Raw genomic sequence first — 18,767 nt, forward strand, 5'->3', positions numbered from 1 at the left:
CGGAAAGTTCAGTCTTTTCCCAGGGGTGGCCGCCGACCGTCCACAAAGGACAGGGACCCCAGGGCGGTGATCACCGCAGCGACAGAGAGGTGGAGCGCCACATTGGGGGGCGTAAAGTTGTAGGTATTGGACACCTCACCAAACTCCATCAAAAACCGGCAGGCCAGCCCCAAAAGCGTCATACCGAGGGCGAGGGCAGCTGATCTCCACACCTTGTTCCGGCTATACAGCACACCCAGGAGCTGTCCGATCTCAAAGTAACCAAAGCAGAGCATTAGCACAAAATACCAGCTGCCAAGCTGCCGCCCTGTGGTGAAATTATAGATGGGGAAGCCAGAACAGCCGAAAAGCACCAGAAATGTACAGAGACCGATAAGCCAGCGGATGCGGTGGGCCAAAATTTTTTCTCTCATGGGACACCTCCTTTGTCATGCAGGGCAAGTTATTCCATTCGGATGCAGGGGCACAACAAATCGCGTCCTTACCGGTTTTCCCTCTATAATACCGACTTCAAATGCTCCGCCGCCTCTCGGATATGGCCGAACAGGGGGTCCGGGATACGGGGCAGCAGCTCGGTCTCCACCCCGGCAGGGGTATAGCGGTTCTTGACCCCCATAAAGACCCCGTCCAGGAAGACGGAGCCGCAGTGCCACGCCCCCCGCAGGGTAAGCAGGATGGACAGGGCTCCGGAGGACAGTGCAGGGGCTACATAGGGCTTAAAGCCGATCTCCCGCATGACCAGATTGGCGGTGACCGTCCTGTGGGTCAGCTCCCGGGAGACCTCCTCGTCGTAGTGGTCGATGGAGTTGGCGATGAACAGTCCCGTGCCGTGGGGGCCGAAGGAGCGCCCCTCCGTCAGGAAGGAGGCCAGCCTGGGGTCCCGCTTTGCAAAGTAAGCCGCCCGGGCGTTCATCACCCCCAGGCCGAAGCCCTGGATCTGCTCTGGCCGCAGGCCCTTTCCATCCCATACGCCGTTCTCGTCCCGGTTGCTCTCTAGATAGGCGGTCTTGGCCAGGGGGTCCACCGGGTCGGACACCGCGCACCACAGCCCCTGGAAGTTGGCCGCCCGTGCCATGCGGGCGTACTGCTTCACAATGGCGGCGTTGTTTTCGAACTGGGCCATGCGCACGTCCTTCACCTGGGAGCCCACCGGCGGGATGCCCCGGGAGGCCACAAAGACGAACACATCGCAGTCAAACAGCTTTTCCAGGGAAATGACCTCCACTTCCGGAAATGCCCCGTAGTCCCAGGGCAGGCTGATCTGCCCCATCTCGAACTCCCACCGGGCAGTGATCTGGTCGGAGAGGTCGCAGATGCCGATGGATGAGATCACATCCCCGCCCAGCAGCTTCAGCCCGGTGAGCAGAGTGGAACCCACGTCCCCGATGGCCAGGATATTGACCCGCTTTTTCTCCGTCCCGGCCCTCTGGGACAACACCTGCTCCCACCCCGCCCGGCCGGTATTGACGGCGGTGAGCATCCCCTCCTCCAGGGCGGCGGACAGGGGCGCGTCCAGGGGAAAGTCCGGCAGGCGGGAGGCGTCCAGCACCTCCAGGCCGTGGGGGGCCCTCAGCTGGCCCGGACAGTTCACCTTGAAGGAGCCCCGGCCCAGCACCGGGTCCCCCTCCACCAGATAGCAGATCGGAGTCCCCGGGGCGGGCTCCGCCTTGAGATAGGGGAGATCCCTCCGCTCAGAGGCCAGGAGCTTTCCACCCTTTTCATAATAATAGAACATAATATTACACCTCGCAATGGCTTCCCGCAGATTATTTCCAGCAGTCGGCGGAGGTCAGCCCCGGGGGTGGGTCCTCAGCAGCTGCTCCAGGTCGTTCTCCAGATAGACCGACGCGGCCAAGTTGGGGTCATAACCCAGGCAGGTGCCCTTGTCGGGACACAGGGGCAGGATGACCGCCTCAGCCAGCCGGCCCAGAGTCAGATTCCGGCCGTAGAGTGCCCGGTACTCCCGCTCCAGGGTGCCGATCACATCCCGGGCGGACTCCAGGCAGCAGCGGGAGAGTTGGAAGACGGCCTCCTCCCCGCACTCTTTGGCGAAGGGAGGGACGGCATAGGGCAGGATGTGGTTGATTCCCGGCAGCAGGCCGGGAACTGGGGGCCGGGAGCGGCGCACTGTGTTGCCCCCGATGAAGGGATACAGGGTGGCCTCCACGAACCACTGCCGCAGAGAGGGCAGGAAGTACACGCTGTCTACCGGCCGCTTCTGCTGACTCATCAGGTCCCGGCCGTAGCCGGAGAGGATGCCCACCAGGACAAGCTGGATGTCCACCCCCTCCTGGCGCAGGACGGGGTCCAGGGCCTTGATGCGCACCCCGGGGTGCATCAGGTCGTCCACCAGGATGACGGGCCGGTCAAAGGATTTGATGGTGCGCACCTGGCAGGGGATGGAGGCGTAGTTGGGAAATGCCTCGATGGTGCTCTCGCTGAGGTCAGGGGAGTACACCCGGTCGGTGTGGATGGTCTTGGTGACCGTGTTGGGCACAGTCTTGCCCCGGAGCAGCTTACCGAAGGGGACGCACATATATTTCCCCAGCTTCCGGGGGGTGGTGGGCTCTTGGGGCACCTGGTTGAACTGGGTGATCATCCGCAGCAGCCGGTGGTGGATCACGTCGGCAGACAGGGTGAGGACCAAGTTGCCTGGATACAGGCCGGTGAGGGCGGTCTGGAGCCGCTGGTGTCCCCGCCGGATGGCGGCGAGCACCCTGGGGTTGCGGCTCAGGGGCTCCTGAATGGTGGTCTCCAAATTCTGGAGCAGCACCACCGGGGCCCGCAGATCGGCCTCCAGCGGCCCCCCATCCCGGCGGATGAAGCCCTGCCGCCGGAAGAGCTCCTCTGTCTCCGGGGGGCACAGCCCCTCGTGGGGGTGGAAGACAGCGTAGACGCACTCCGCCTCCAGGGCGTGGGAGAGCACCTCGCTGACCAGCAGCTGGGCATAGTCCTTCTCCTGCTCCTCTTCGGCGGCCAGGCCGGTGATGAACAAAGTCTTACCTCCCGCCCGCAGGCGCACCTGGTCCGCCAGATCGGCGTTTTGAAACGCGGAGTAGAGGTCGGCTGTAGACAGATAGCGGAAGCTGAGCCAACCCAGCATGGGCTCCCCGCCCTCCCGACGGTGGCGCAGCACCAGCAGCTGGTCCCCGTCCCGAAGGATAGCGGTCCGCAGGCTCTCCCGCTCCCGGTGCCCAGCAGTGACATCGGCCACCAGCAGGGGGTCCGGCCGCTCCACCCACTGGAAGGACAGGTCCCGGGCGTTGAGCAGGGGCTTGTCCTGGGTGTCGCGGAGGTACAGGCCGTTCTGATAGATGAAGTCCTGGATCACCGGGTCGATGAAGGTGGAGATGTCCCGGTTCATGTCCACGTTCTCCCGGATACGGGTAGAGCTGATGTCCTCCAGGTGGGGGGGCAGCTGGAGCTGGATCACTTTTCCGGTGATGCCCAGCTCCTTTCCCTCCGGCAGGGGGGGCTGGCCCGCCCTGCGGAAGATGATGTGGTCCATGGAGTGGACCGACCAGTCCACAGGGGCGGCCTGATAGGCGCTGGCGTGGCCCACCACATCGCTGCCCACCACCAGATAGACCTCCTGGCCGGGGAAGAGCTCCCGCAGGCGGCGCAGGTCCCTGGGGTTGGACAGGTTCACCGGGATATCGTTGGGAAACAGGTGGATGTGGAAGTCCCCGGCGATGGACAGGTTGACGATCTGCCGGCGGATCATGTGGGGCTGGGGCTTTTTGGACCAGGAGAACTCGTCCACCGCCAGATACACCTCGAAGCCCATCTCCCGAATGGCGTGGGCGATGCCCTTGTGGGACAGGGTGAAGGGGTCAAAGGTGCCGGGGAAAAAGGCGATCTTCCGGGGCTGGGAGAAGGCGAAGGGCCCCTTGTCCAACCGCCGCAGGGCGATGAAGCGGTTGATGTGGGCCAGGGCGGAAGCCCGGTAGAAGAAGGTCAGCGGGTCCTGACGGGGGCCCGCCTGGATGAGGAAGAGGAGCTTGCGGTAGCACAGGGAGAACAGGCGGGACTTCTCCTCCATGGAGAGCACCGGGCTGTCGAAGAGCATGGTCCCGGTGACCAGAAGGGCCTCCTGCCGCACCTCCTCCCGGTAGTGGGCCAGCCCCTGGAGCAGCAGGCCCAGCAGCTCCTGGCGGCGGGCCTCATAGGCCCGCTCCGGCTCAGGGAAGCGCCCCCGGTAGGCGGGGTAGTGCTGGAGCAGCACCCCCACGGTATTCAGCGCCCCGGACACGGCGATGTTGGTGGGGGAGCCCAGCAGGTTCTTCAGCCACAGCACCTGCTCGTCCAGCTCGCTGGGGTGGAGGAACAGGGCAGCCCGGCCCAGATACTCCGGGATATACTTGGAGATCTGGTACTGGCCCATCTCCAGGCCCTTGCCCAGCTCCACCACCACCTCGTTGCGCTGCTCCCGGCGCAGCAGGGGGATCAGGCGGACCAGGGCCTCGCCGGCGGCGTGGCGGACGCCCACCCGCTCGGACACCTTCACCAGGTTGGAGAAGTGGGTGGCGATGTGGAGCATGTGCTCCCGCAGGCCGTGCTCCACCTGGTCCTGGAGCAGCTCGATGCCCACCACCTTGATGATCCAGTGTGTGGCGCTCTTCAGGTTGTCCAGGAAGATCTCACTGGTCACGTCCTGCTCATACAGGGCCGCCTGATAGTCGGACACGTCCTCCCCCGCCCGCTGGAGGACCTTATACCGCAGGAAGAGCAGCGGCAGGCTCCCGCCGGCGGCAGACCGGGCGGCCGCCGCGATCTGAGCCATCTGGGGGTGATCCTGGGGCAGGGAGCGCTGGGCCTCCCGCAGGAACCGGAGGGCCGCCGCCTGGAGGCGCAGGTTGCCGGAGGCGGCGAACCAGGCCGCAAAGCGGATGAGGCGGCCCCGGGTCTCCTGGTCATATTGCTGGGCGGGCAGATAGCGGATGGCGTCCAGCAGGGTGAAGGCGGTATCCTCGTCCTTCTCCTCCGGCCGGTCATAGTAGCGCAGCAGCGCCCCGATGAAGCGGGGCATGGTCTCGCTCCGGCCGTACTCCAGCAGGGCGTCCACCACCAGCTTCAGGGTATAGCCGATCTGGCCCCGCTGCTGGGGGGTGGTCTTGTGGTCGGGGTAGATGAGCTTGTCCAGATACTCCTCCCACAGGGTGAAGGGCACCTCCCCCGCCGGGTCAGTGCGGGCGTCGGCAGGCACCTCCTTGCGGTAGACCAGGTGGAATTTGGCGATGATCTTTCCGATGAGGCTGGCTGCCTGGCGCCGGATATCCCCCTCCCGGTGGATCAGCAGCTCATAGAGGAAGGCCAGGGCCTGGGTCTTCTGCCGCACGGACAGATAGGTGCAGTACTCGTCGAACACATCCAGATAGGCCCGCAGCTGCTGCCAGCTCTTGGCCGAGCGGGCGGCCTCGATGATGTTGCCGAACTTCCGCTCGCTGCTCAGCTGGTGCATCAGCTTCAGGTTGTGCTCTACCGACAGCAGGATCAGACTGTCCACCGTCTCGTCCGGGGGCATCAGGGCCGGGTCCTTAGGGGGCTTCCGCGCCCCCGGCTGCCCGGTCAGGTCTACGTCCACCCCCAGAGAGCGCATGTAGTCCTCGAAGTCGTGGAGCTTGCCGTAGACGAACTCATACCGGCGGCGCTTTGCCTGGTCCACATTCTCCAGCTTCCTCAGGATGATGTGGAAGGACTCCTCCAGGGGATAGAGGATGGTGGTCTCCCGCCCCTGCTCATCCCGTCCCTGCTTGCTGCGGAAGTCGGCGTAGATCAGACACAGGGACTCCATGGAGAGGGTGTCCAGCTCCAGGTCCCAGGTGGAGTGGTTGGCAGCGATGTGGCTGACGGCGGGCATCCCCCGCCCCAGCAGCCACTGGTCGGTGTAGTAGTAGTGGAGGAGCGGGACACGCTCCCCGGGCCGGCAGCCGAACTTGCCCAGGTCGTGGGCGGCGGCGGCAGCGGACACCAGCGCCAGGTCTACGTTCTCCCCCGCCTCCCGGATGCCCCGGGCCACGGTCATGGCGATGTAATGCACCCCCGCGATGTGCCCCAGGGTGCGGAAGGGGGTGGTCTCCTCGCTCAGCCGCATCATCTCATAGACGTACTCCTCCCGGAAGGCGGCCAGGAAGCGGCGGTACTCCTCCCCGCACTCATATTCCCCCATTTCCTCTGAGGAGAGGAACTGGAAGTCCTTCAGGGGGTCGAAGGGCACCGCCCTCCGCTCCCGGTCCAGCATCACCTGGAGGACGGTGAGGAAAAACAGGGCCCCCGCCTCATACTCCTCCCGATCAGGGGCGAAGCCTTGACCGGGGTACATCCGCTCCCGGGCGTACTGGGTGCAGAAGGCCAGCCACCCCTCCTCCGGCCGGGGGGCAAGCCGGGGCAGTACACAGGAGCACAGCTCCAGCACATGGGCGCACTCCAGCCGCCCCCGGATGGGCAGCATCTGCTCCAGCCCCTCCGTCCATCCCGGCACCTTCAGCAGGGCCAGCGCCGCCTTCCGGCTGGGGGCAAAGGGCATCTTCCGCGCCAGCAGCGCGTCGGCGATCTCCCCGTTGATCTCTCGGATCAGCTTCTCATGCATAGGCTCCGCCTCTCTTCTCCTCCGAGGCCGGCCTGTCCGCGCTCAGGGCCGCCTCCGGGTTATTTTTTTATTGTATCACGCGGAGCACGCCCGGTAAAGAATCTTTCGCCTGGGAGACTCCCATTTTTTCCCGCTTTTGCCCGATCTCTCCCGTGTTTTCGATTCTCATTGCAAATCCTGGCCCGGCGCGGTACAATGGGAGCATATGGGAAAGGGCTCAAGATGCCCAAAGGAGGAGATACGTGTGAAAGTCCTGCTCATCAACGGCAGCCCCCACAAAGAGGGCTGCACCTACACCGCCCTGTCCGAGGTGGCGGCTCAGCTCCAGAAGCATGAGATCGAGACCGAGATCTTCTGGATCGGCAATCAGCCCATCCGAGGGTGTATCGACTGCAGATCCTGCTGGGGCAAGGGCCGCTGTGTTTTCGACGATGACAGCGTCAATCAGTGCATCCAGAAGATCATCCAGGCCGACGGCCTGGTGGTGGGCTCCCCAGTCTATTTCGGCGGCATCGCGGGGGGGCTGAAGTGCCTGCTGGACCGGGTGTTCTACGACGCCAAGCGGCTGTTCTTCTACAAACCTGCCGCCGCCGTGGTCACCTGCCGCCGTGGAGGGGCCGGCAACACCTTTGACCAGCTCAACAAGTACTTCACCATCTCCTCCATGCCGGTGGTGTCCTCCCAGTATTGGAACGGCGTCCACGGGGACCGGCCGGAGGAGGTCCGGGCAGATCTGGAGGGGATGCAGACCCTGCGCCTGGTGGGGGACAATATGGCCTGGCTGCTCCGCTCCATGACCGCCGCCCGCGAGGCCGGCGTGGTCCCCTATGAGCGGGAGGTCCGTGTGAAGACCAACTTCTACAAGCCGGAGGCCGCCCCCAATGTCCAGGGGGAGGGCTGAGCTCCTCATCCCCTCTTCTTTTACATCCTGCATGGAATATCCAAAAAAACATCGGGAGCAGCCTAAGGCTGCTCCCGATGTTTTTGCACTTATTCGGCGGAGATCATGTAATAATACACAGGCTGTCCGCCGGGCAGCAGGTTGATCTCGGCGGAGGGACACGCCTCCGTGAAGATATCCGCGGCCTTTTGGGCCTGCTCCTCCGTCACATCCTCGCCATAGAAGATGGTGATGAAGCCGGCATCCTGGTGCTCCGGGGCCTGGGCCAGCCGGGTGAGCAGGGTGTCCAGGTCCTGATCCGTACCGAACAGCTGGTGCTCCTCCAGGGCCAGATAGTCCCCCTGTTTGATGGTGAAGCCGCCAAAGTCGGAGTCCCGGGCGGCATAGGTGACCTCCGCGGTGTGGACATTCTGAAGCGCCTCAGTCATGGCCTGGGTGTTGTCCTCCTCCTGGGCATCCAAGTCCACCGCCAGCATGGCGGAGATGCCCTGGGGCACCGTTTTGCTGGGCAGGACCACCACCCTCTTGTCCTCGCACAGCCGCACGCACTGCTCCGCGGCCATGATGATGTTCTTGTTATTGGGCAGCACATAGACGATCTCTGCAGGAGTCTTATCCACCTCCCGCAGGATGTCCTCGGTGGAGGGATTCATGGTCTGTCCGCCGGAGATGACTCCGTCCACCCCCAGGTCACGGAACACAGCCTCCAGCCCCTGTCCGGCACAGACGGCTACAAAGCCATACTTCTTCTCCGGGGCGGCCTTCACCGGCGCCCCGCCGTCGGCGCCGGCCTCCAGTTCGGCCTCCACCGCCTCCAGGTCGTCGGTGCTCTGCACGTGCTTGCCCGCCGCCAGGTCATCGGCCTGGGTGCGCATGTTCTCGATCTTGGCCAGCTCCAGGGTGCCGTACTTCTGGGACTCGGTAAGGGCGGCGCCGGGGGTGTTGGTATGGACGTGGACCTTGAAGGCCGTGTCGTCCTCTCCGATGACCAGGCTGTCCCCGATGCTGTTCAGATAGGTGCGGAAGGGCTCCAGATCCACCTCCTCAGTGTGCTTGCGCACGATGAATACGGTGTCAAAGGCGAAGGTGATGTCCTCAGCGGCCATGGCCACGAAGTCGGCCTTGTCCGCCGGGGCGTACTCCTCCTCCACCTGAGGCATGGGCTCTCCCCGCAGGCTGTCCAGCATCCCCTGGAGGATCACCAGGAAGCCCTTGCCCCCCGCGTCCACCACGCCGGCCTTCTTCAGCACCGGGTTCTGGTTGATGGTGTCGGCCAGGGCTTCCTGCCCCTCCCGAATGGCGGCCTCCAGCACGGACTCCGCCGCGTTCTCCTCCCGGGCGGCGGCGGCGGCCTGAGCGGCAGCCAGGCGGGACACGGTGAGGATGGTGCCCTCCGCGGGCTTCATCACCGCTTTATAGGCGGCGGCCACGCCGAAGTCCAGGGCGATGGCCAGATCCCGGCCGTCGATGGTCTCCCTGTCCTTGAGGGACTTTGCAATGCCGCGGAACAGCAGGGAGAGGATGACGCCGGAGTTTCCCCGGGCCCCCCGAAGCAGGGCGCTGGCCGCTGTCTGGGCCGCTTCTCCCACGGTGGCACACTGCTTTTTCTTCAGCTCCGCGGCGGCAGCGCTGATGGTCAGGCTCATATTGGTCCCGGTATCCCCGTCGGGGACTGGGAATACGTTCAGGTCGTTGATGTGCTGCTTCTGGGCACTGATGGCGGCGGCGGCATGGATGACCATCTGCTGAAAGGCCGCTGCGTCAATGGTCTGTGTCATATCGGCGATGTTCCTTTCTACAAATGGTTAAAACCGCATGGAGTCCACAAAGACGTCCACGGATCTCACTTCCACGCCGGTGGTCTTGCTCACCACATAGCGCACCTCGCTCATGATGGAGCGGCAGACGGCGACCAGATTGACGCCGTTTTCCACGATGATGTGCAGCTCGATGGAGACGGTCCCGTCCTCGTTGTAATATACTTTGACTCCCTTGGCCATGGATTCCCGCTTGAGCAGATGGACCAGGCCGTCGGTCTTGGAGCGGACCGCCATGCCCTTCACGCCATAGCAGTTGGTGGCGGCGCTGCCGGTAATGGCAGTAAACACATCGCTGCTGATGCGGATCTCGCCCAGATCGTTTTCCAGTTTCATGGTTGCATCCTTCCTTTCACCAGGGCGGCCGGGGCCGCGGCGGACGGCGGGCCCTGAGGCGGGCTCTCCCGCGGCGCGCCCTCTGGATGGGCTTTCATACTGATACTGGTCATATTTTATTCTATTTCCCGTAAAAATACAAGTACAAGATGGGTCTCTTCCGCCCCGGGCACAGAGAAAAACGGAGGCCGGAGCACGGGGTCCCCGCGTCCGGCCTTGGCCCGCTCCAGGAAAACCGGTGCTCACCGCACCAGAAGCTTCTTCATAGCCTCCTCCAGCCCCTCCACTGTCAGGGGGAACATGGGGAACTCCCGGCCGATGGTATCATAGGTCCGGGTCCAGTACTCCCCCCAAGTGGGCCGGTCGCCGGGATTGAGCCACACGATATGGGGATATTTCCCCTTGAGCATCTGGAGCCACTCCAAGCCGCAGCGCTTGTGCTCCTCCCCATCCGGAGTTCGGTAGCGGAACTGGGTCACCAGCTCGTGGGGAGCCATCTGGGCGTCCCCCACCAGGATGACCTTGTACTCGCTGGACAGGTTGCTCAGCACCCAGTCGGTGGGCACCGTGTTGCTGGGACGGAGGGTGGGCTCGGTGTACAGGCGGGAGTAGACGCAGTTGTGGAAATAGTACACCTTCAGGTCCTTGAAATGGCCCGACTTGCTCACCGCCTGGAACAGAGCGGAGCACAGGCGGCTGTAATACTCCATGGACCCGCCGGAGTCCATGAGCAGCAGCACCTTCACTGTGTTCTGCCGGGGCTTTTTATAGCGCACCTTCAGGGAGCCGGCGTTGTTGGCGGTGTCCTTGATGGTGTTGTCCACATCGAACTCAGTGGCAGGCAGGTCCACCAGGCCGGAGAACTGCCGCAGATGGCGCAGGGCCACCTGGAACTGGCGGGTGTCCAGGGTGTTGTCCCCCCGGAAATCCCGGAAGCGGCGCTCGCCCGCCACCCGGAAGGCCCGCTTGCCCTGGCCCTCGCCCCCCACCCGGATGCCGTTGGGGCTCATGCCCGAGTTGCCGAAGACGGACATGCCGTGGGTGCCTACCCAGTAGTTGCCGCAGTTGTGCTGCTCCCGCTGCTCGTTCATCCGCTCTCGGAACATCTCTTCGATCTCCGTGTTGGACAGCAGCTCATTGAGCTCGGCCTGCTGCTCGTCATACCGGCCCATCAGAGCATCGGGGCGGTCCAGCCAGTCCAGCAGCTCCTGGGACACCTCCTGCTCGAAGGGCACGTCCTTGAAGTACTCCAGGAAAGCCCGGTCAAAGCGGTCGAAGTCGGCCTCCGTCTTCACCAGCAGTGCCCGGCACAGGTAGTAAAAGCCAGTGAGGCTGGCCCCCTCCAGCCCCTTGTCCAGGGCTTCCATCAGAGCCATCCACTCGGTGAGGGAGATCTTCAGGCCGCTGCGGCGCAGCAGATAGAGAAAATCACCGAACATACCATCACCGCCAGCTCTTGCGCAGGGCGTCGATGTCCTCGTTCTTCTTCAGCAGCACGCCCAGATAGGGCACCTCGGCCACGACGCGGTCGGGGTCATAGCCCCCGTGGATCAGGGCCTGTATCCAGTCGATGATCTCGCTGGTGGAGGGCTTTTTCTTGATCTGGGGCAGGCTGCGGATGCGGTAGAATGCCTCCAGCACCTGGTCCAGCAGATGCTGGTCCAGATCTTGGAAGTGCACGTTGACGATCTCTGCCATCAGCTCCCGGTCTGGGAACTCGATGTAGTGGAATACGCAGCGGCGCAGGAAGGCGTCGGGCAGCTCCTTCTCCGCATTGGAGGTGATAATGACGATGGGGCGGTGCTTGGCGGTGACGGTGCGTCCCGTCTCCGGGATGTGGAACTCCATCCGGTCCAGCTCCCACAGCAGGTCGTTGGGGAACTCCAGATCGGCCTTGTCGATCTCGTCGATGAGCAGGATCACCTGGTCGTCGGCGGTGAATGCCTCCCCCAGCTTGCCCAGCTTGACATACTTCTCGATGTCGTCCACGCCCTCGCCGCCGAATTGGCTGTCATACAGCCGCTGGACCACGTCGTAGACATACAGACCGTCCTGGGCCTTGGTGGTGGACTTGATATTCCAGATGATCAGCTCTTTGCCCAGGGATTTGGCGATGGCCTCAGCCAGCACCGTCTTTCCCGTGCCCGGCTCCCCTTTGATCAGCAGGGGCTTCTGGAGCACCATAGCGATATTCACCGCCCGCATCAGTTCCTCGGAAGCGACATAGTCCTGGCTTCCCTGAAATGTCTCACTCATAGCAGTATCCTTTCCCGGCCCGGGGGCCATTTCATCATTTGACATAGATATTTGGAATTTTATCGTTTTTTCCCCGCAAATGCAAGCCCTTCCCGCCCAAAATCCAAAATTTCAAAGTCTTTTGCAGGAGCGGGGCCGGGCCAGCCCTCCAAAAACGGCCTGGAATAAAAAAATTTAAAAAATAAATCGGCCTTGCTCCAATATTTTAATTGTGCTACCGTTCTTTTGAGAGGCGGCGCCGCGCTCTTTACTCTGAGATCTGAACAGAAAAGGAGCGTTTTTATGCTTCACACACAACTGCACGGCACACACTGGCAGATCGGCTTCCAGCTGGGGGGCGGTCTGGCCCGGGACGGCCATTTTATCCTGGACGCTGTTCCCTTTCCCATCACCCCGGCGCGGCTGGAGTTTGCCCGGGCCTGCCTGCCCCTCTGCCGCCGGTGGTTCCCCGCCGCCCTGGAGGAGCTGCGGGGGCTGGCCCAGGGGCAGGGGTGTGCCCCGGACGAACTGGCCGGGGTCCTCTTCTCCATGTACGCCATGCCGCCCGGCCCCTGCTGCTCCTGCTTTGCCCTGCGCAGGGGGAGAGGGGCCCTGTTCGGCCGGAACAGCGACTTTCTCACGGAGCTGGAAGAGCACAACGCCAACTGCCTATACCGTTTTTCCGACGGCGGCTATTCTTTTGTGGGCAACACCACCTCCTTCCTCCAGATGGAGGACGGCGTCAATCAGTTCGGACTGGCGGCGGGACTCACCTCGGTGCCCCCCAACCCACCCCGCCCCGGGCTGAATGCTGGTCTGACCCTGCGGCTCCTGCTGGAATCCTGCCGGGATGTTCCCCAGGCCCTGTTGCTGCTCCGGCAGCTCCCCGTCTCCTCCTGCCACACGCTGGTGCTGGCCGGCCGGGCGGGGCGTATCGNCTCAAAGTCCTCAGCTTCGCTTCCCTTGTGATAACCGCACTTCCGCCGTCCAGCCTCTCTACAAAAAAGCTGTCTCGCAAAGCGCTTGCTTACTATAGCAAACCCAGCGCCAAATGTCAACACCTTTTTTCGATTTTCTTCCTTATTTTTTCCTCTTTCTTTTACGGTACTATATCTTCGGATTTTTCCTTCATTTAACCTACAAGATGTAGGTGCATCCTGACTCAGTGCCGAAACCATTTCACCACGACTGCCAGGAGAGGGAGAGCAAGGGCCAGCAGAAGGTTCCCCCACAGCACAGCTCCTCTCCCCAGCGCTTCTGGAATCGCACTGTTAGGGAAAGCCGCCAGCCCCACTACCCCGGCGGAGGCCAGCAGCATCACGGCGGCTGCGTGGGGGCTCGCCTTGGGGAGGAGGACCCCCACGATCCGCTTCATGCCCTGGAGCAGCCCCGCCAGCAGGATCAAGTCGCTGAAGCTCCACACGGCGGCCACCAGGCTCTCCACCCGCTGGAACGCCCCCTCCACCCCTACGCTCTTGGCCATTTGAAAAAACGGGCTTTCCAGCTCCGCCGTGAGTGCGGGGCCGAATACCCCCAGGATGACCAGCTGGGTCCCGCACAGGGCCAGACAGCCCCCCGCACACCACCGGACCCAGCGCCCGCCCTCTCTCCCCCCCTCCTCAGGCGTATATAGGAAGGCGGCATACAGTCCGTATCCCAGCACCCCTGACACCGGGAGGGCGGCATACAAGGTCTGCGCGGCGGGCTCTGTCCACAGGGGCAGGAGGTTTTCTCCCTTTACCTGGAACAGGGCCAGCCCCACCACTGCGGCGGCGGCAGCGGCCAGCAGGAGGAAAAACAGCTCCCCGGTCCGGGCCAGCCGCCCCGCCTTCCCCCAGCTGATCCAGAGGGCCATCAGGACCAGCACCGGCAGGAAAAACCAGAGTGCGCCGTCCCTCTCCCCCGCCGCCATCATTCTCTGGGCAGACAGACGCAGCCGCAGGGCCAGCAACAGTTCCATCCATATGATATAGATCGTGAGCACCGCTCTCCCTGCCCCAGGTCCGAAGCTGTCCATCAGTCCCTGGCTCAGCCCCCCTGCTCCCCTGCTCAGGGAGCCCGCCAGCCACCCGGCGGCCAGCAGCACCGGCAGGGCCAGCAGGGGTACCAGCCACCCGGCCGGCCCTGCCCGCTCTGTGACCATGGAAGGCAGCCACTCCGCCGCCGGCCCCAGCAGCCCGGCCCAGAGCAGCGCCATCAGCTGCCGGAACGAGACCTTCTCCTGTTTCAATCCCTTTTCCCTCCTCAGGCCGCCAGCAGCGAAGCCTGTACTGTCACCTGGATCTCCAGTTCCGGAAACACCTCCGGCCACTGGGCCCGGAGGGCGTTCCAGCGGGCGCTCTCCGTCTGGCCCGCCCGCCTGGCCAGGCCCAGGCAGTCCGCGTTCCAGCCCTTCAGCTGCTCCAGCGCCGCTGAGATCCGGGCCGCTTCCCGCTCCTCCGCCGCCGCACACAGCTCTGCCGGCTCCGGTTCTCCCCAGCTCTCTTCCGCCCGCAGAGAGAGTCGGCAGGCCAGCTCCAGCCCAGTCAGCCTCTCGCCGGAAAACTCCGGCACACAGCTCACCGATACCGCTGTCACCCGGACTGCGGCGCCTCCTCCCCTGGTTTCCAGCTCCAGGATGTCCGCCCCGACCTGCCCGGCCGCCAGCTCCAGGCCCCGGGCCTGCTCTCCGGTGAGCCAGCCCGCCAGCATGCCGTCCTTCACCACTCCGTATCCCGCCTCCAGCAGTGCGCCGTCCCCCCCAGGGACCAGCCCGGGCAGATAGGCGGAACCGTCCTCCATCAGGGACGTCAGGGTCTCCCCCACGGTCCTGGTCATCCCCGCCATCCCCATTTCACTGTCCGTTTGGATGGTGGACAGGCGGCTCTCCACCCCCCGCTCCTGCTCGGCGGAGATGGCCTCCGCCGCCGTACCTCCCCGGACGATCCAGACCTGGGTCCCCATCCCCAGCTCCTGGTCCTGGCTGAAGTACTGGAGGGTCTCCAGGATGCCCCGGCGGGACAGCTCCTCCCCCAGCAGCAGTTGGTCCACATGTCCGTAAAACACATAGCTGTCACTCAGCCCCTGCATGGCCAGGCAGGCGCCGCTGATGGACTCCCGCTCCGCAGAGAGGACCAGGGGCGGCTCCGCCTCCCCCTGCAAGCCTCTGGCCCGGCGGCCGCTGGACACCGTAACATGGAGCTGCTCCGCTCCGCCCTCCCCCGTGTCCACTCCCATGGTGCGCATCAGGGCCATGTCCCCCATCTCCCGGGCATAGGGAAGCCGCTCCCCGCCGCATCCTGGGAGCAGGAACATCACCGCGCCGCACAGGGCCGCTGCTAAAACTTTTTTCATCGCTGATTCCTCCGGTTGGCCGACCGCGCCGCACCGTTCCGCCACTTCATCCAGGGCAGGGGCAGCCGGATCAGATCAGAGCTCCCCCGCTCCTGTCCTGCTGCGGACGTAAACGGCGCCAAATAGGGCACGCCGAAGCTCTCCAGCCCGGCCAGATGGCAGATCAGGGCCGCACAGCCCATCGCCAGGCCGAACAGTCCCCCCAGGCTGGCCAGGATGGCCAGCAGGAAGCGCCACAGCCGCAGGGCGGCCGCCATGTCCTGGCTGGGCATGGTGTATCCCGCCACCCCTGCAATGGCCACCGCGATGAGCACCGCCGGAGAGACGATGTGGGCCTCCACCGCGGCATTGCCCACCACCAGGCCGCCCAGGATGGACACAGTAGCTCCGATAGGAGAGGGCAGCCTCAGCCCCGCCTCCTGGAGCACCTCGAAGGCTACCAGCATAATCAGTACCTCAAAGACAGTAGAGAAGGGGACCTCCTGCTTGGCCGCCACGATGGACAGGGCCAGCTTCACCGGGATGGCCTCCGGGTGGAAGGTCACCAGAGCGATATAGAGCCCGGGGATAAGCAGGGTGGCCGCCATGCAGAAATAGCGCAGCAGGAGCAGCATAGAGGCAGTCATCCAGTTGAAGGCCCGGTCCTGGCTGGTCCGGAAGAACTGGTCCATGGTGCCCGGCAGCAGATAGCCGAAGGGGAGGCCGTCACACAGCAGCCCCACCCGCCCCTCCAGCAGCCCGGCGCAGAACCGGTCCGGCCGCTGGGTGAACGGCATCAGGGGAAAGGGGGTCCGGGACGCATCGGTGAGGTACTCCTCCAGGTTCCCTGCCGACTCCACCCCGTCGATGTCGATGGCGTCCAGCTTCTCCTCTACCCGCTTCACCGTGTCCGGGTCGGCGATCCCGTCCAGATAGACCACCATGGCCGGGGTGAGGGACTGCCGTCCGACCACATGCTGCCGGACCTTCAGCTCCGGCGCCCGCAGGCGGCGGCGGACCAGGGAGGTGTTGGTGAGGATGGACTCCACAAAGGAGTCCCGGGCCCCCTTCAGGGCGGGCTCGTTCTCCGACTGCCCCACCGCCCGCTTTTCCTCTGTCCCTACGAAGAAAGAGAGTGCATCCATCCGCCCGGGAAAGAACAGGACACACCAGCCCATAGTCAGATCCACCGCCGCCTGGTCCAGCGTGGTGCGGCGCTCTACATATAAATTATAGAGCGCCCCCTGTCCCAGCAGCTGGAATGCCTCCGCCTCAGATACCGCAGACAGGCGCGGGTCCTGGGCCAGCGGCCGCAGCAGATAGTCGTTGATCCGCTCCCCCCGCACCATGCCGTTGATATAGCAGAGGGTCACCTGCCTCTGTGGGTCGTTATGCAGCAGCGCGGTGCGTTCTGCAAAGTCGGAGCAGCCCTCAAAGATCTGCTCCACTCCCTCCAGGGTCAGGGGGCCGGGAAATCTGGGCTCCCGGCGGGGGTGAGGTCCGTCCTGCTTCTGTTCAGCCATATGCGCCCTCCTTTCCCCCTGTATTCTCCCTTGGATCTGGAAATCTATGCAGAAAAACAGAAAGTCCCGAACGCCTGCTCCAAAGCGCTCGGGACTTTCTGCTGAAAAAGAGGATTAAAATGAAACAAACTGTCTCTTGCAAGTATCAAGATACCCTGGAGTTATTAAGAAATGAAGGGGCAAATGTTACATAACCATTAAATCGCACTGGTTTTTTCTCCCTTCCCTCCCGCAGCCGTGGAAAAAGAGGAAAGGCCGACAGTCCCCTGTCGGCCTTCCAAAAGAATTGGAGGATAGAATGAAAAGATGCTCTTGCCTTGCGAGTATTATAATATCCAGTTTTTATTAAATAAGTCACCCGCAGATGTTACAAAAGGATTAAATCTCCTCCGAAAATCCGTCTTTTTCCCGCAGGTCCTCGAAAAAGGCCCGCAGGGCACGGCCGCACTCCGCCTCCATGGGGCCCCGATAGAGCCTGGGACGGTGGTTGAACCGCTCCTCGAACAGGTTAAGCACCGATCCGCAGGCCCCCGCCTTGTCATCCTTGGCCCCATAGCGCACGGTGCCGATCCGGGCGTTGATGATCCCCCCGGCACACATGGGGCAGGGCTCCAGGGTGACATACATAGTGCACCGGTGCAGCCTCCAGCTCCCCAGCCGGCGGCAGGCGTCCCGGATGGCCTCCAGTTCCGCGTGGGCGGTGGCGTCCCCATTCTCCTCCCGGCGGTTGCGTCCCTCTCCCACGATCTCCCCGTCCCGGACGATGACACACCCCACCGGCACATCCCCCTGCTCCGCCGCCTGAGCGGCCAGCTCCAGCGCCCGCCGCATATATGCCTCATGGTCCATGCCCTCTACCCCCTCTGCCCTTCCCGGATGATGATAAGGATGATAAATAAGTGTAGCGGATTTGGGCACCCAATGCAAGGGGGCGGCGCAAAACGGCAGGGCCGGCCCCATCAAAAAGAGGGGCCGGCCCTGCATCCAGATCCAGGTAGATCAGCCCTGGATCAATCCTGGGGGATCATGCCCAGGTAGGTGGTATAGTCCTCCAGCATCTCAGCGGCATATGCTGCGAACTCCTGATAAGGCATAAAGGACACCGTCATGGCGTTGGACTCTGCATACTCGATCCAGTCCTCTGTTTCAGAGACTCTCTGGAACAGGTCGGAATAATAGGCCAGCACCTCTTCGGGCACGCCGGCGTTCATCACGATGCCCCGGCTCTGCTGATGGCCGATGTCAAAGCCCTGCTCTGCCGCGGTGGGGACCTCGGGGATCGCGTCAAACCGCTCATCCGCGCAGGCGGCCAGCGCCACCATGTTGCCTGCCGCCATGTGCTCCTCCGCCTCTGCCAGAGAGACGGTGCTCAGGCCGATGTGTCCGCCCAGCAGCGCCGCCTGGCACATTCCCCCATCGTCATAGGGCACATAGGTCAAATCGATCCCGGCGATATTGTTCAGCATATACATGATGATCGCGTCGTCAGATGCGTTGCCGACACCGCCCCATTTCAGCTCACCGGGGTGCTCCTTGGCATAGTCGACCACATCCTGGATACATGTAAAACCGTAGGAGGGGTGGGCCACCAGCACCACAGGGTCTTTTACCATATGTGCCACGAAGGAAAACGTGCTTTCGTCCGGCGTAAAGGGAGAATTTCCCGTCAGCGGCTGGGTGTAAAAGCTGGCGGATGTGGAGGCCAGCGCGTACTCATACCCGGCGCCCTTGGAGGTCAGATAGGTATAGCCTACCACTCCGGAACCACCTTCTTTGTTCACCGGGACGATATTCACCGGACACATATCGTATTTTTCAACGATCTCCAGGATTTTTCGGACCATAACGTCATTTCCGCCGCCCGCGCCGAAGGGGATCACAAATTCAATGTCCTCTGTGGGGACCCATCCGGTCTCCTCCCCTGAAGATGCCGCGGGAGTTCCGGCGGGCTCAGATGTGCTCCCTCCGCCAGAGGAGGTGCTACCGTTTCCACACGCCGCAAGAGAGAGCGACATTGCGGCCGCCAAAATCAGAGCAAGCAATTTTTTCATTTC

General features: G+C 63.4%; 14 protein-coding genes. 2 read left to right on the plus strand and 12 right to left on the minus strand.

Annotation, left to right across the window (positions count from 1 at the left end):
- Positions 1 to 8 precede the first annotated feature (8 nt).
- The 3 genes from BN1969_RS03330 to BN1969_RS03340 form a co-directional block, all read right to left on the minus strand.
- Entirely contained in the window at positions 9 to 413 is a 405-nt protein-coding gene (locus BN1969_RS03330) for a hypothetical protein (RefSeq protein WP_050622995.1), read from the minus strand.
- A gap of 83 nt (positions 414 to 496) precedes the next feature.
- Positions 497 to 1,735, minus strand: a complete 1,239-nt coding sequence (locus BN1969_RS03335; protein ID WP_050622996.1) for a lactate dehydrogenase — start codon at positions 1,733 to 1,735, stop codon at positions 497 to 499.
- A 54-nt stretch (positions 1,736 to 1,789) separates the two neighbouring features.
- On the minus strand, positions 1,790 to 6,589 hold the full coding sequence (locus BN1969_RS03340) for a nicotinate-nicotinamide nucleotide adenylyltransferase (protein ID WP_050622997.1): 4,800 nt from the start codon (positions 6,587 to 6,589) through the stop codon (positions 1,790 to 1,792).
- 244 nt (positions 6,590 to 6,833) lie between these two features.
- Here BN1969_RS03340 and BN1969_RS03345 point away from each other — a divergent pair, with 244 nt between their 5' ends.
- Positions 6,834 to 7,490 (plus strand): flavodoxin family protein, encoded by a 657-nt coding sequence (locus BN1969_RS03345; RefSeq protein WP_050622998.1) that lies wholly within the window; start codon positions 6,834 to 6,836, stop codon positions 7,488 to 7,490.
- Between the two features lie 89 nt (positions 7,491 to 7,579).
- On the opposite strand, the gene BN1969_RS03350 is transcribed toward BN1969_RS03345, so the two are convergent.
- The 4 genes from BN1969_RS03350 to BN1969_RS03365 form a co-directional block, all read right to left on the minus strand.
- Positions 7,580 to 9,268 (minus strand): fatty acid kinase ATP-binding subunit FakA, encoded by a 1,689-nt coding sequence (locus tag BN1969_RS03350; protein ID WP_050622999.1) that lies wholly within the window; start codon positions 9,266 to 9,268, stop codon positions 7,580 to 7,582.
- A gap of 27 nt (positions 9,269 to 9,295) precedes the next feature.
- Complete coding sequence (locus tag BN1969_RS03355; protein ID WP_050623000.1) at positions 9,296 to 9,643, minus strand: Asp23/Gls24 family envelope stress response protein; 348 nt, start codon at positions 9,641 to 9,643, stop codon at positions 9,296 to 9,298.
- Between the two features lie 242 nt (positions 9,644 to 9,885).
- Positions 9,886 to 11,082, minus strand: a complete 1,197-nt coding sequence (locus BN1969_RS03360; protein ID WP_050623001.1) for a vWA domain-containing protein — start codon at positions 11,080 to 11,082, stop codon at positions 9,886 to 9,888.
- Between the two features lie 4 nt (positions 11,083 to 11,086).
- Entirely contained in the window at positions 11,087 to 11,899 is an 813-nt protein-coding gene (locus BN1969_RS03365; RefSeq protein ID WP_050623002.1) for an AAA family ATPase, read from the minus strand.
- Positions 11,900 to 12,181: 282 nt separating this feature from the next.
- Here BN1969_RS03365 and BN1969_RS03370 point away from each other — a divergent pair, with 282 nt between their 5' ends.
- Positions 12,182 to 12,847, plus strand: coding sequence for a C45 family autoproteolytic acyltransferase/hydrolase (locus tag BN1969_RS03370; RefSeq protein WP_050623003.1), 666 nt, complete (start codon positions 12,182 to 12,184; stop codon positions 12,845 to 12,847).
- Positions 12,848 to 13,040: 193 nt separating this feature from the next.
- Here the strand turns inward: BN1969_RS03370 and BN1969_RS03375 are convergent, their stop codons facing one another.
- The 5 genes from BN1969_RS03375 to BN1969_RS03395 all read right to left on the minus strand — a co-directional run bounded on the left by BN1969_RS03375 (position 13,041) and on the right by BN1969_RS03395 (position 18,764).
- On the minus strand, positions 13,041 to 14,108 hold the full coding sequence (locus tag BN1969_RS03375) for a GerAB/ArcD/ProY family transporter (RefSeq protein ID WP_050623004.1): 1,068 nt from the start codon (positions 14,106 to 14,108) through the stop codon (positions 13,041 to 13,043).
- A 14-nt stretch (positions 14,109 to 14,122) separates the two neighbouring features.
- Positions 14,123 to 15,211, minus strand: a complete 1,089-nt coding sequence (locus tag BN1969_RS03380) for a Ger(x)C family spore germination protein (RefSeq protein WP_050623005.1) — start codon at positions 15,209 to 15,211, stop codon at positions 14,123 to 14,125.
- Positions 15,208 to 16,713, minus strand: coding sequence for a spore germination protein (locus tag BN1969_RS03385; protein ID WP_050623006.1), 1,506 nt, complete (start codon positions 16,711 to 16,713; stop codon positions 15,208 to 15,210). The genes BN1969_RS03380 and BN1969_RS03385 overlap by 4 nt, the downstream gene beginning before the upstream one ends.
- A gap of 378 nt (positions 16,714 to 17,091) precedes the next feature.
- Positions 17,092 to 17,562 carry a tRNA adenosine(34) deaminase TadA gene (tadA, locus tag BN1969_RS03390; RefSeq protein WP_050623007.1) on the minus strand — a complete coding sequence of 157 codons (471 nt, stop codon included), beginning with the start codon at positions 17,560 to 17,562 and terminating at the stop codon, positions 17,092 to 17,094.
- Between the two features lie 161 nt (positions 17,563 to 17,723).
- Positions 17,724 to 18,764: a Bug family tripartite tricarboxylate transporter substrate binding protein gene (locus BN1969_RS03395; protein WP_050623008.1), complete on the minus strand. Its 1,041-nt coding sequence runs from the start codon at positions 18,762 to 18,764 to the stop codon at positions 17,724 to 17,726.
- Between the last annotated feature and the right edge of the window lie 3 nt (positions 18,765 to 18,767).

Origin of the sequence: Clostridium phoceensis, from assembly GCF_001244495.1 — a bacterium.
Classification (GTDB): domain Bacteria; phylum Bacillota; class Clostridia; order Oscillospirales; family Oscillospiraceae; genus Lawsonibacter; species Lawsonibacter asaccharolyticus.

Bases quoted from the DNA above. Each gene is read 5' to 3' on its own strand.
- BN1969_RS03340 (WP_050622997.1), bottom strand. From the start codon at position 6,589: ATGCATGAGAAGCTGATCCGAGAGATCAACGGGGAGATCGCCGACGCG.
- BN1969_RS03360 (WP_050623001.1), bottom strand. From the start codon at position 11,082: ATGTTCGGTGATTTTCTCTATCTGCTGCGCCGCAGCGGCCTGAAGATC.
- BN1969_RS03355 (WP_050623000.1), bottom strand. From the start codon at position 9,643: ATGAAACTGGAAAACGATCTGGGCGAGATCCGCATCAGCAGCGATGTG.
- tadA (WP_050623007.1), bottom strand. From the start codon at position 17,562: ATGGACCATGAGGCATATATGCGGCGGGCGCTGGAGCTGGCCGCTCAG.
- BN1969_RS03385 (WP_050623006.1), bottom strand. From the start codon at position 16,713: ATGGCTGAACAGAAGCAGGACGGACCTCACCCCCGCCGGGAGCCCAGA.
- BN1969_RS03365 (WP_050623002.1), bottom strand. From the start codon at position 11,899: ATGAGTGAGACATTTCAGGGAAGCCAGGACTATGTCGCTTCCGAGGAA.
- BN1969_RS03395 (WP_050623008.1), bottom strand. From the start codon at position 18,764: ATGAAAAAATTGCTTGCTCTGATTTTGGCGGCCGCAATGTCGCTCTCT.
- BN1969_RS03380 (WP_050623005.1), bottom strand. From the start codon at position 15,211: ATGAAAAAAGTTTTAGCAGCGGCCCTGTGCGGCGCGGTGATGTTCCTG.
- BN1969_RS03350 (WP_050622999.1), bottom strand. From the start codon at position 9,268: ATGACACAGACCATTGACGCAGCGGCCTTTCAGCAGATGGTCATCCAT.
- BN1969_RS03335 (WP_050622996.1), bottom strand. From the start codon at position 1,735: ATGTTCTATTATTATGAAAAGGGTGGAAAGCTCCTGGCCTCTGAGCGG.
- BN1969_RS03330 (WP_050622995.1), bottom strand. From the start codon at position 413: ATGAGAGAAAAAATTTTGGCCCACCGCATCCGCTGGCTTATCGGTCTC.